The 12,590-nt window shown below is 71.1% G+C and carries 11 protein-coding genes; 9 read left to right on the top strand and 2 right to left on the bottom strand.

Features of this window, described 5'->3' with window-relative positions; all coding sequences use genetic code 11:
* Positions 1-155 precede the first annotated feature (155 nt).
* From ACXJY8_RS19830 to ACXJY8_RS19795, 8 genes are all read left to right on the top strand, one after another.
* On the top strand, positions 156-1,697 hold the full coding sequence (locus ACXJY8_RS19830; protein WP_463772571.1) for an ABC transporter substrate-binding protein: 1,542 nt from the start codon (positions 156-158) through the stop codon (positions 1,695-1,697).
* A 66-nt stretch (positions 1,698-1,763) separates the two neighbouring features.
* The gene (locus ACXJY8_RS19825; RefSeq protein WP_463772569.1) at positions 1,764-2,678 is read left to right on the top strand and encodes an ABC transporter permease; all 915 of its coding nucleotides are present in this window, start codon (positions 1,764-1,766) and stop codon (positions 2,676-2,678) included.
* Complete coding sequence (locus ACXJY8_RS19820) at positions 2,675-3,628, top strand: ABC transporter permease (protein WP_463772567.1); 954 nt, start codon at positions 2,675-2,677, stop codon at positions 3,626-3,628. The genes ACXJY8_RS19825 and ACXJY8_RS19820 overlap by 4 nt, the downstream gene beginning before the upstream one ends.
* A gap of 59 nt (positions 3,629-3,687) precedes the next feature.
* The gene (locus ACXJY8_RS19815) at positions 3,688-5,109 is read left to right on the top strand and encodes a M20 family metallopeptidase (RefSeq protein WP_463772565.1); all 1,422 of its coding nucleotides are present in this window, start codon (positions 3,688-3,690) and stop codon (positions 5,107-5,109) included.
* A 2-nt stretch (positions 5,110-5,111) separates the two neighbouring features.
* A complete protein-coding gene (locus ACXJY8_RS19810; protein WP_463772562.1) occupies positions 5,112-6,722 on the top strand; it encodes an ABC transporter ATP-binding protein in 1,611 nt (536 codons plus the stop codon).
* 469 nt (positions 6,723-7,191) lie between these two features.
* The gene (locus tag ACXJY8_RS19805; RefSeq protein ID WP_463772560.1) at positions 7,192-7,455 is read left to right on the top strand and encodes a hypothetical protein; all 264 of its coding nucleotides are present in this window, start codon (positions 7,192-7,194) and stop codon (positions 7,453-7,455) included.
* Between the two features lie 107 nt (positions 7,456-7,562).
* Positions 7,563-8,378, top strand: a complete 816-nt coding sequence (locus tag ACXJY8_RS19800) for a transglutaminase-like domain-containing protein (RefSeq protein ID WP_463772556.1) — start codon at positions 7,563-7,565, stop codon at positions 8,376-8,378.
* Between the two features lie 68 nt (positions 8,379-8,446).
* Positions 8,447-8,797: a hypothetical protein gene (locus ACXJY8_RS19795; RefSeq protein ID WP_463772553.1), complete on the top strand. Its 351-nt coding sequence runs from the start codon at positions 8,447-8,449 to the stop codon at positions 8,795-8,797.
* 172 nt (positions 8,798-8,969) lie between these two features.
* On the opposite strand, the gene ACXJY8_RS19790 is transcribed toward ACXJY8_RS19795, so the two are convergent.
* Together ACXJY8_RS19790 and ACXJY8_RS19785 are read right to left on the bottom strand one after the other, a co-directional pair.
* Positions 8,970-9,965: an SDR family oxidoreductase gene (locus ACXJY8_RS19790; protein ID WP_463772549.1), complete on the bottom strand. Its 996-nt coding sequence runs from the start codon at positions 9,963-9,965 to the stop codon at positions 8,970-8,972.
* Between the two features lie 79 nt (positions 9,966-10,044).
* Positions 10,045-11,391 carry a PQQ-dependent sugar dehydrogenase gene (locus ACXJY8_RS19785; RefSeq protein WP_463772546.1) on the bottom strand — a complete coding sequence of 449 codons (1,347 nt, stop codon included), beginning with the start codon at positions 11,389-11,391 and terminating at the stop codon, positions 10,045-10,047.
* Between the two features lie 220 nt (positions 11,392-11,611).
* On the opposite strand from ACXJY8_RS19785, the gene ACXJY8_RS19780 reads away from it, so the two are divergent.
* A complete protein-coding gene (locus ACXJY8_RS19780) occupies positions 11,612-12,568 on the top strand; it encodes a TAXI family TRAP transporter solute-binding subunit (protein WP_463772542.1) in 957 nt (318 codons plus the stop codon).
* The last annotated feature ends 22 nt before the right edge of the window (positions 12,569-12,590 follow it).

Here is a 12,590-nt window from a genome sequence, read left to right as displayed (position 1 = left end):
GACACTTGGTCCCTTGCCGAAACGGCACGGCAGCAATCGCGAAATTCTACTTGTTGCGATGCAAAATGCACAACACCATGGCAGGGCGAAAAAAGCGGCAGACCGCTGCGGCCGGCATCCGGCCGTCGTGCGAACGGGCGAGAGGGATCGACATCATGGCGAGCGGGATCATGACGAGACACGGCTCCACGGCGCGCGCCGCGCTCACCCTGCTGATGCTGGCCGCGAGCGTGCCGGCCCTGGCCGGCAAGGCCGACGACACTCTGGTCTACGCCTCCGACACGGAGCCGGAGAACGTCAGCCCCTATCACAACAGCGCCCGCGAGGGCGTGATCCTGGCCCGCAACGTCTGGGACACCCTGATCTATCGCGACCCGAAGACCGGCGCCTACCAGCCGATGCTGGCCACCGCCTGGAAATGGGTCGATCCCCTCACCCTCGAACTGACCCTGCGCGACGGCGTGACCTTCCACAACGGCGACGCCTTCGGCCCTGAAGACGTCGCCTTCACCTTCAACTACGTTCTGACGCCGGAAGCCCGCACGGTGACGAAGCAGAACGTCGACTGGATGACGTCGACGGACGTGGTGGATGCCCACACGGTCCGCATCCATCTGAAGAACGCCTTCCCGGCGGCGCTCGAATATCTCGCGGGCCCGACCCCGATCTTCCCGGCCGCCTATTTCAAACGTGTCGGCCTGGACGGTTTCGCCAAGGCGCCCGTTGGCACCGGCCCCTACCGCATCACCGCGGTGGAGAACGGGCGCGGCGTGAAGATGGAGCGCTTCGCCAAGTACTGGCCCGGCAGCCCCATCGGTTCCCCGAAGATCGGCAAGCTCGAATTCCGGGTCATCCCGGACGCCGACAGCCGCATGGCCGAGCTCGTCACCGGCGGCATCGACTGGATCTGGCGCGTGCCGAGCGACCAGGCCGACCAGCTCAAGGCGGCCCCGAACGTCACCGTGCTCAGCGCCGAGACCATGCGGGTCGGCTTCCTGCAGTTCGACACCCTGGGGCGGGCCGCCGCCAATTCGCCCCTCAAGGACGTGCGCGTCCGCCAAGCGATCTCCTACGCCATCGATCGCAAGGCCATGGTCGACAACCTCGTGCGCGGCGGTAGCCGGGTGATGAACGCGGCCTGCTTCATCGATCAGTTCGGCTGCACCGACGAGGGCGTGCCGCGCTACCTCTACGACCCGTCGAAAGCCAAGGCGCTCCTGAAGGAGGCCGGCTATCCGGACGGCTTCGAGATCGACCTCGGGGCCTACCGCGAGCGCGACTACGCGGAGGCGGTGATCGGCTACCTGCGCGCGGTCGGCATCAAGGCGCGGCTGAACTACCTGCGCTACGCCGCCCTGCGCGACCAGATCCGCGGCGGCAAGGTCTCGATCGCCTTCCAGACCTGGGGCTCGTTCTCGGTGCTCGACGTCTCGGCCTTCACGGGCGTGTACTTCAAGGGCGGCGACGAGGACCTGACCAAGGACCCGGAGACGATCGCGGCCCTCCAGGCCGGCGACGGCGCCACCGACCCGGCCGCCCGCAAGGTGAAGTACGCCGAGGCGCTGAAGCGCATCGCCGGCCAAGCCTATGCCCTGCCGCTGTTCTCCTACTCCACGAACTACGCCTTCACCTCGGACCTCGCCTTCACGGCGCAGCCCGACGAGCTGCCGCGCTTCTACGCGGCACAGTGGAAGTGACGGCGCGCGGAACGGCCGGTCCCTGACGACGGGCCGACGGACAGCTCCGAACGAGGAAAGCGGGCCATGCTCCGGTTCATGATCCAACGAAGTCTGGTGGCGCTCGCGGTCGCCGTGACGGTGTCGGTGGCGAGCTTCATGCTGCTGCACCTCTCCGGCGACCTCGCCGCCGCCATCGCGGGGCCGGAGGCGACCTCCGTGCAGGTGGAGGCGATCCGGGTCCAGTACGGGCTCAACCAGCCCCTCCTGGCGCAGTTCGTCGCCTGGGCGGCCCGAGCGATCCGGCTCGATTTCGGAAATTCGTTCTATTTCCGCGAGAGCGTGATCGACCTGCTCGCCGCCCGCCTGCCGATCACCCTGTTCCTCGGCGTGGTGGCGCTGGCCGTCGCGCTCTTCGTGGCGATCCCGCTCGGGGTGCTCGCCGCGGTCAAGCGCGGCACCTGGATCGACCGGGCCGCCCTGTCGGTCTCGGTGCTGGGCCAAGCCATGCCGAGCTTCTGGTTCGGCCTGACCCTGATCATGATCTTCTCGGTGAACCTGCGCTGGCTGCCGGTCTCGGGCAACACGACCTGGAAGCACTTCGTGCTGCCGGCCGTCGCGCTCGGCTACTACGCCATGCCGGCGGTGATGCGGCTGACCCGCAACGGCATGCTCGAGGTCCTCGCGTCGGATTACGTCCGCACGGCACGGGCGAAAGGTCTCCCACCGCGAAAAATCCTGATCCGGCACGCCCTGCGCAACGCCGTCATCCCGGTGATCGCGCTCGCCGCCGTCCAGTTCGGCTTCATGCTCGGCGGCTCCATCGTGATCGAGGCGGTGTTCTCGCTTCAGGGGCTCGGCCAGCTCGCCTGGGAATCCATCGCCCGCAACGACTTCCCCGTGGTGCAGGCGATCGTGCTCGTCCTGGCGATGATCTACATCGCCCTGACGCTGGCCGCCGACCTCCTCAACGCCTTCCTCGATCCTCGGCTGCGCCAATGACCCTCCAGCCTTCCGCATCCCCCCTCGGTGCCGGCCTTCCGGAGACGCCGGCGACCCGCCCGGCCGACGGCCCGGCGCCGCTGCCCGCGGCCCGCTCGCCCACCGCCCTGGCACTCCGGCGCGGCCTCCACCACGGCGGCTTCCTGATCGGCGCGGGCATCCTCGGGATCATCCTGCTCTGCGCCCTCGCCGCGCCGGTGATCGCCCCCCACGATCCCTATGCCCAGGACGTCTCCCGGCGCCTGATCCCGCCGATCTGGCACCTGAAGGGTAGCTGGGAGCACGTGCTCGGCACCGACAAGCTCGGGCGCGACTACCTCAGCCGCCTGATCTACGGCAGCCAGATCTCCCTCCTGATCGGGATCGCGGCCGCCGCCATCTCGGGGGTGATCGGCACGACGCTCGGCATCTGCGCCGGCTATTTCGGCGGCAAGGTCGACGCGGTGGTGAGCTACGTCGTGACCACGCGGCTCGCCATGCCGGTGGTGCTGGTGGCGCTCGCCATGGCCTCCCTGGTGGGCGGCTCGCTGAAGGTGGTGGTGCTGGTGCTCGGCTTCCTGCTCTGGGACCGCTTCGCCGTGGTCACCCGCGCGGCGACCCGCCAGATCCGCGACCAGGACTTCATCGCGGCGGCCCGCGCCACCGGATTCTCCCCGGCCCGCATCCTGTTCCAGGAGGTGCTGCCGAACATCCTCAACGCGCTGATCGTGGTGGCGACCCTGGAGATGGCCCACGCCATCCTGCTCGAGGCCGCCCTGTCCTTCCTCGGCCTCGGCGTGCAGCCGCCCCTGCCGTCCTGGGGCCTGATGATCGCCGAGGGCAAGCCGTACATGTTCTTCCAGCCCTGGGTCATCACCATCCCGGGCGTCGCCCTCCTGGTCCTCGTCCTGGCGATCAACCTGCTCGGCGACGGCATCCGCGACGTCACCGCCCCCGAGGGCCGGCGCTGAGCCCCCCGAACCGACCCGTCCGAGCGTCCCCCGACCCGTCACCGAGATCGAGTGAGTCCATGTCCCGACACGATGCGATCGCGCGCGCCGCGCGCCACTACGACGAGGGCGATTTCCTCACCGTGCTGCAGGACGCCGTCGCCCGCCCCACCGAGAGCCAGACCTCCGGCCAATTGCCGAAGCTGCGGGCCTATCTCGACGATTTCCTCGTGCCCCTGATCGCGCCGCTCGGCTTCGCCAGCCGCATCCTCGACAACCCGGACGGCACGCACGGCCCCTTCCTCATCGCGGAGCGGCACGAGGGCTCCGACCTGCCCACGGTGCTGATCTACGGCCACGGCGACACCGTGCGCGGCTACCCCGAGCAGTGGCGCGACGGGCTCGACCCCTGGACCATCACCATCGAGGGCGAGCGCTGGTACGGGCGCGGCACCGCCGACAACAAGGGCCAGCACATCCTCAACCTGGGCGCGCTGGCGGCGGTCATGGCGGCGCGGGACGGACGGCTCGGCTTCAACACCAAGCTGCTGATCGAGATGGGCGAGGAATCCGGCTCGCCGGGCCTGCGCGAGGTCTGCCGGGCCGAGGCCGAGGCCCTGAAGGCCGACGTCCTCATCGCCTCGGACGGACCGCGGGTCAGCGCCGAGCGCCCGACCGTCTTCCTCGGCTCGCGGGGCGGCTACACCTTCGAGATGCTGCTGGACCTGCGCGCCGGCAGCCACCATTCCGGCAATTGGGGCGGCCTCCTGCGCAACCCCGGCACGGTGCTGGCCAACGCCATCGCCACCCTCGTCGACGGGCGCGGCAAGATTCTCCTCGACGCCCTGCGGCCGCCGGCGATTCCCGACGCCGTCCGCGCGGCGCTGGCCGACATCACCGTCGGCACCGACCCGACCGCGCCCGCGATCGATACGGATTGGGGCGAGCCCGGCCTGACCGATGCCGAGCGGGTCTTCGCCTGGAATACCCTGGAGGTGCTGGCCTTCAAGACCGGCGACCCGGACGGCCCCCTCAACGCCGTGCCGCCCACCGCCAAGGCGACCCTGCAGCTGCGCTTCGTCGTGGGTACCGACTGGGAGGGCATCCTGCCGGCCCTGCGCGCCCATCTCGACGCGCACGGCTATCCGATGGTCGAGGTCCGCGCCGCCCGCACCGAGGTCTTCCGCGCCACCCGGCTCCCCGTCGAGGACCCGTGGGTCGACTGGGCGCTGGCCTCCATCGCCGAGAGCACCGGCAAGCGGCCGGCCCTGCTGCCGAACCTCGGCGGCTCCCTGCCCAACGACGCCTTCTCGGAGATCCTCGGCCTGCCCACCCTGTGGGTGCCCCATTCCTACCCGGCCTGCCTCCAGCACGGGCCCGACGAGCACCTGCTCGGGTCGCCCTCCCGCGAGGCCCTGATGCTGATGGCGGGGCTGTACTGGGACCTCGCCGAGACCGGACCGGCGGTGCTGGCCCGGCGCAAAGCCCTCCAGGGAGCCTGAGCATGAGCGAGCCCGTCGTCCGCATCCGGAACCTCACCCTGGCGCTGCCGAAGGGCTCGGACCGGCTCCACGCCGTCGAGGACCTCTCCCTCGACCTGATGCCGGGCAAGATCCTCTGCGTCGTCGGCGAATCGGGCTCGGGCAAGTCGATGAGCGCCTACGCGCTCACCGGCCTCCTGCCCCGGGCGCTGAAACCGGTCGGCGGGGAGATCCTGTTCGAGGGCCGGGACCTCCTCACCCTGGACGAGCGCGGCTGGCGCGCCCTGCGCGGGCGCCGCATCGCCATGGTGTTCCAGGAGCCGATGACGGCCCTCAACCCGGTCATGCGCATCGGCGACCAGATCGCCGAGATGTTCGAGGCGCACGACCTCCTCACCCCAGCCGAGCGCAGGGCCCGGGCGGTGGCGCTCGCCGCCGAGGTCGGCCTGCCCGATCCGGCCCAGATCGTACGGGCCTACCCGCACCAGCTCTCCGGCGGCCAGCGCCAGCGGGCCATGATCGCCATGGCGCTCGCCCTCGAACCCTCGATCCTCGTCGCCGACGAGCCGACCACGGCGCTGGACGTCACCACCCAGGCGCAGATCCTCAAGCTCATCCGCGCGCTGCAGCAGCGCCGGGGCATGAGCGTCCTGTTCATCACCCACGATTTCGGCGTGGTGGCCGACATCGCCGACCAGGTCGCGGTGCTCCAGCGCGGGCGCCTGGTCGAGCAGGGCAGCGCCGGGGCGGTGCTGCGGAACCCGCAGCATCCCTACACCCAGGCCCTGCTCGCGGCGGTGCCGAGCCTGGTGCCGCCCGCGCGCACCTCCCGCGAGGCCGAGCCCCTCGCCCTCTCGGCCATCGGCCTGACCAAGACCTACACCAGCCGCGCCGGATTGTTCGGCAAGCCGCGCGTGGTCGCGGCGGTCCAGGAGGTGGCCTTCGACGTCCGGCGCGGGGAGACCCTGGGCCTCGTCGGCGAATCCGGCTCGGGCAAGTCCACCACCGCCCGCCTCGCGATCCGGCTGATCGAGCCCGACCGGGGCACGGTGCGCCTCGGCAGCCTCGACTACACGGCGCTGGGGCCCCGCGCCCTGCGCAACGAGCGCAAGCGCATCCAGATGATCTTCCAGGACCCCTTCGCCTCCCTGAACCCGCGCCGCACCGTCGAGCAGATCATCACCGCCGGCCCGATCGCGCACGGCACGCCGGCCCGTGAGGCGAAGGCGCGCGCCCGCGAACTTCTCGACCTCGTGGGCCTCTCGCCGAGCGCGGCCGAGCGCTACCCCAATGCCTTCTCGGGCGGCCAGCGCCAGCGCATCGGCATCGCCCGGGCGCTGGCCATGGAGCCCGACGTGCTCGTGGCCGACGAGGCGGTCTCGGCCCTCGACGTCTCGGTCCAGGCGCAGGTGCTCGATCTCCTCGAAGACCTCAAGCAGCGCCTGAACCTCGCGATGCTGTTCATCACCCACGACCTGCGCGTCGCCGCCAAGATCTGCGACCGCATCGCCGTGATGCATCGGGGCAGCATCGTCGAGATGCGCCCCACCGCCGAGCTGTTCCGCGCGCCGGAGCACGCCTACACCCGCGACCTCCTCGGGGCGGTGCCGGGGCTGCAGGCGACCGGCCCGTGAGGCGTCGATCCGCGACGGGCCGGCCGGGCGAGCGCCGGGGCGCTCCGGCCTCCGGAGATTGGCGCGCCGCCCGCCGCCGTCTGTAACGGACCGGCGTGAGCGGACGGAGATGTCGGCCGCTCCTCCGGCTCCGATCGGATGGACGTATCGATGCGCCTGTCCATGGCGACCGTCCGGAGCCACCCGAAACGGATCTTCGCGAAGACTCGAGACCTCCGGACAGAGCGAGCTGCTGCTGTTGCTCAGCCGCCAGGCCTCCCACTGAAACCGGGATTTCGCCGGAGGTCTGCTTGGCGGATCGTGATCTGGATGTCGTGCGCGAAGATCGGCGCGGGGCAGGTCTCGCCCTCGACCAGAACATTTCCGAACCGTTTCATCGTGAACTCTGCTAGGACTCCCATATTCGGCTCATGAGATAGGGATACGCCCGGATCCCTGCGGTGAACTCGTCATCTGAGAGAGACACCGCATGGCCTACGAGAAGCCCAACATGGAATTCTCGGACCTGACCGGACGGGCGACCCAGGACGGCGTCACGGTCACGGTGAACGTCTACCGCTTCGCCGGCACCCAGGACCCCTGGACTCTGGAGGTCATCGACCAGACGGGGTGGTCGACGGTCTGGAGCGACACCTTCGAATCCGACGAGGATGCGCTCGACGCCTTCACCGACGCGGTCGAGGAAGGCGGGGGCATGCGCGCGTTCCTGGAGCCGCCGCCCACCCTGCACTGAGCGGCGTCCGCCATCCCGCGGACCGGCGCGGCGCGCGCCCGCGCCCCGGATTCCACGGCCGGACGGCACGCGTCCCGGCCGGCCGTTGCCTTTCCAGGAGAGACACCATGCGCATCCTCGTCGGCTGCGAGATGACCTACAGCTTCCCTCAGCCGACGCCGGTCATCGCGACGCTGAACGTCCATGCCTCGCGGTTCCCGGACCTGGAGCGACCGGACCATCTCGTCACCAGCCCCGCCGTGCCGCTGGAAGGCTATCGCGACAGCTTCGGGAACTGGTGCCAGCGCATGACCGCGCCGGCCGGGACCTTCACGCTGAGGACCGAGACCGTCGTCCGCGACGGGGGCCAGGGCGACCGCCCCGAGACCGATGCCGCCGAGACGCCGGTGGCGAAGCTCCCGACGGACAGCCTGCTGTTCCTCCTCGGCAGCCGCTACTGCGAGACCGACCGGCTCTCGCAGATCGCCTGGGACCTGTTCGGGCATCGGCCCCCGGGCTGGAGCCGGGTCCAGGCGATCTGCGACTACGTGCACGACCGCATCACCTTCGGCTACGAGCACGCGCGCGCCACGCGGACCGCGTTCGACGTCTTCGAGGAACAGCGGGGCGTGTGCCGCGACTATGCGCATCTCGCGATCGCGTTCTGCCGATGCCTGAACATCCCGGCGCGCTACTGCAACGGCTACGTGAGCGACATCGGCCTTCCCCTCCCCCACGCGCCCGGCGATTTCGCCGCGTGGATGCAGGTCTTCCTCGACGGCCGCTGGCACACCTTCGATCCGCGCAACAACGCGTCCCGGATCGGCCGGATCCTGATCGCCTACGGTCGGGACGCGGCCGACGTGCCGCTCACCCTCACCTTCGGGGCGAACACCCTGACGAAGTTCCTGGTCACGACCGAGGAAGCCGCGCCCAGCGCCTGACACACCGCCCGACGCCCCCGGCCCGTTCCGGGGGCGTCGCTCCGAACCGACCCGAAAGCAGAGACACCATGACCACAGCCGACATGCTCGCCGAGAACGTCTCGATCGCGGACCTCACCGGACGGGCGGCGGACCGCCTCGCGTATCTGAAGGGCGTCTATCTCAACATGGTCCCGGATCAGGCCGGAAACCCGACCCTGCGCGTCCGCCTCAGCCGGGTCGGGCCGCCGGCCCAGCCGCCCTACCGGATCGAACGGGACGATTCCGACGGCCAGACCGTCATCCTCGGGTTCTACCAGGGCGACAAGCACAAGCCGCTGGCCAAGCGGCTCCACGATTGCGACGGACCGACCTGGAGCCGCGAGACCATGAGCTACGCCGACGTTCGGGCGCTCCACAACGGAGCGGTCGGAGCCTGAAGCCTCCGGGATGCATCGCGGGCCCGGCCGGGCGCGCGTCGCGCCAGGTCGAGGCCGCCGCGGGGCCGGGCCGGGATTCAGGCGAGGTGGAGGTCGGGCCGATCGGGACGACCCGGCCGGACCGTATCCGGATCCGACCGGCACGCGCCCGGACCCGCGGGGCCCCCTCGTCTCAGGGACCGCCGCGCCCCCCGGTGGCGCCGAAGACCTGGCCGGTCGCGTAGCTCGCCTCGTTGGAGGCGAGCAGGACGTAGAGGCCGGCGAGTTCGGCCGGCTGGCCCGGGCGGCCCATCGGCGTGTCCTTGCCGAAGTTCGGCAGCTTCTCCGGCGGCTGCCCGCCGCAGACCTGCAGCGGCGTCCAGAACGGGCCCGGCGCCACCGCGTTCACCCGGATGCCGCTCTCCGCCAGCTGCTTGGCGAGCCCCTTGGAGAAATTCACGATCACCGCCTTGGTCGAGGCGTAGTCGAGCAGGTTCTCGGAGGGGTCGTAGGCGTTGACGGACGCGGTGTTGACGATCGCCCCGCCGGGTCCGAGATGGGCGAGGGCGGCCTTGGTGATCCAGAACATCGCGTACACGTTGGTCCGGAAGGTCTGGTCGAACTGCTCGGTGGTGATGTCGAGGATCGAGACCTGGGACTTCTGGTAGACCGCGTTGTTGACGAGGATGTCGAGGCCGCCGAGTTCGCGCGCCGCATCCGCCACCAGGCGCTGGCAGAAGGCCTCTTCGCGAATGTCGCCCGGCAGCGCGACCGCCCTGCGCCCGGCCCGGCGGATGAGTGCCACCACCTCGGCCGCGTCCGGCTCCTCGGCCGGCAGATAGTTGATGGCGACATCGGCGCCCTCGCGGGCATACGCGATGGCCGCGGCGCGGCCGATGCCCGAATCGCCGCCGGTGATCAGCGCCTTGCGGCCGGCGAGGCGGCCGGACCCTTTGTAGCTGGTCTCGCCGTGGTCCGGACGGGGTACCATCCGGCTCGCCAGGCCCGGCCAGTCCTGCTGCTGCCTCTCGAACGGGGGCTTCGGATAGCTGCGCGGCGGGTTCGGGGCGGGGTCGGTCTGCGCCACCCGCTCCTGCGCGCCGGCCGCGCTCCCCAGCGCCACCGCCATGCCGGCGGAGAGGCCGCCCACGAGGGCGCGCCGCGAGGGGTCGGTCTTGGTCTCTGTCATGGGGCTTTCGCTGCTGTCGGGGGCGTCGCGCATCCGGGCCGGGCCTCGCGGCCCGGCCCCTGGATCGGCTCGGCGGCCGCTACTGGGTCCGGCTGGTGGCGCTCACCCGCCAGATCGTCTTGCCGACATCGTCCGAGACCAGCAGCGCGCCGGTCCTGTCGAGGATCACGCCGACGGGGCGCCCCTGGGCCTTCTCGTCGGCGTTGAGGAAGCCGGTCAGCGCGTCGACCGGCTGACCGGTGGGCTTGCCGTCCTTGAAGGGCACGTAGATCACCTTGTAGCCGCTCTTCGGCCGGCGGTTCCACGAGCCGTGCTGGGCGACGAACAGGCCGCTCTTCCAGGCTTCCGGCAGGCTGCTCGCCTGCGAGAAGGCGATGCCGAGGGAGGCGGTGTGGGTGCCGACCGCGTAGTCCGGGGCGATGGCCTTGGCGACGAGGTCGGGCTTCTGCGGCTGCACGCGCTCGTCCACGTTCTTGCCCCAGTAGCTGAAGGGCCAGCCGTAGAAGCCGCCCTCCTGCACCGAGGTGATGTAGTCCGGCACGAGGTCGCTGCCGATCTCGTCGCGCTCGTTCACCGCCGTCCAGAGCTTGCCCGTCACCGGCTCGAAGCCGAGGCCGTTGGGGTTGCGTAGGCCGGTGGCGTATTCGCGCATCTGCTTGTTCGAGATCGTGTATTCCCAGATCGCCGCGCGGCCGGTCTCTTTGTCGAGGCCGTTCTCGCCGACATTGCTGTTCGAGCCGACGGTCACGTAGAGCGTCTGCCCGTCGGGGCTGGCGATGACGTTCTTGGTCCAGTGGTGGTTGATGCCGGAGGGCAGGTCGACGACCTTCTCGGGCGTCGCGGTGATCTCGGTCTGGCCCACCTGGTAGGGCACCTTCACCAGCGAATCCGCATTGGCGACGTAGAGGTCGGAGCCGACCAGCGCCATGCCGAAGGGCGAGTGCAGGTCCTTCAGGAGCACGTGGCGCTCCTCGGCGACGCCGTCGCCGTTCGCGTCGCGCAGGAGCACGATGCGGTCGGGGCTCTTCACGCCGGCGCCGGCCATGCTCTTGACCTTGTCGGCCACCCAGTCGGCGACGCCGGTCGAGGGGTCGTCGGTCTGCGGCTTGTTGGCCTCCGCCACCAGCACGTCGCCGTTGGGCAGGAGATACATCCAGCGCGGATGATCGAAGCCCTCGGCATAGGCCGCCACCTGCAGCCCGGACGCGGCCTGGGGCTTGGCGCCGTTCTCCCAGCGGGCGACGCGGGCGATGTTCACGGTGGGCATCAGGGTCGGGTTGGGAGCCGGCAGCGTCGGGCTCGCGCCCTGGCCGGCCGAGGCCTCGAGGGTGGCCTGCTCGGGATAGACGATGAAGCGCACGAAGGCCGCGCCGCCGAGGAGGAGGACGGCCAGGGCCGCGAGGCCGAGTTTCGATCGAGTCCGCATGACGATCACTTCAGCTTGCACGTTGCGCGCAGCCCGCGCGGCCACGCCTCGCAGGATCAAGCCTCCGAGACCGCTTTTGGCTCCCTGGCGGCGCGACGCGGGCCTTGCGCGACGCCGGCCGCCTCCGCTTGAATGGCGGCCCCGATCCCCCGGATCCCCCGACCTCGTGGGCCGGGGCGCTCCCGGGCGACACCGGCCCCCTGACACACCGGGTGCACCCATGCGCAGGCGCACATTCCTCCTCGGAGCCACGGCGGCGACGCTGATCCGGCCCGGACGGGCGCGATCGGCCGGCGCGCCGGACGGCCTCGTGCTGGCGACGGCGACGCCGGGGGGCTCGTTCCCCGCCTTCGGTCAGGCCCTGGTGGAGGCGCTCCGCACGGTGGACCCCGCCCTGTCCGTCACCCTTCAGCCCTCGAAGGGCTCGGCCGAGAATGTGGGCCTCCTCCGGAGCGGCGCCGTCGATCTCGCCCTCGTCCAGGGCGACTATGCCACCGACGCCCTCGCGGCGGGACCCGAGGCGGGTCCGCGCCTCACCGTGGTCGCGCCCGTGAACGCCTCGCCGGGCCTCTTCGTCGTCCCGGCGGCCAGCGACATCCGCGGGGTGCCGGACCTGCGGGGCCGGCGCGTCGTCCTCGGCACCCACGCCTCCGGCCTCACCGTCATGGGCCGGACCGTTCTGGCGGGATCGGGCATCGACCCCGACCGCGACATCGAGCCGATCCTCCTCGACCGGGCCGGCGACGGGGCGGTCCTGGTCCAGGACGGCCGCGCCGCGGCGCTCTGGGGCGCCGGCCTCGGCTGGCCGGGCTTCCGGACGCTGGCGGAGGCGCCCGGCGGCGCCCGCTTCTTCGGGCCCGCGCCGGACGCGATCGCGCGCATCCTGGCGCTGGGCACCTCCCTGCGCCGCCGCACCGTGCCGGCGGACGCCCTGAAGAGCCAGCACACGCCCATCGACACGGTGGGCTCCTGGAGCTTCGTCCTCGCCCGTCCGGGCATCGACGGCGCCGCCGTCACGCGCTTCGTCGCGGCCCTGGCCGGGAGCCAGGCGCACTTGGCGCGGAACTACCCGCAGGGGGGCGACAGCGACCCGCGCAACCTCGTCGAGGCCGCGCCCCGTGCCTGGCTGCACCCGGCGAGCGCCGCCTACCTGCGCGGCATCGGCGCTCTCCCCTGAGACGCGGCGCAACCTTCCCTCC

It is taken from the genome of Methylobacterium sp. TK31 (assembly GCF_055361545.1).
This window is presented reverse-complemented; position numbering and strand designations above follow the sequence as displayed.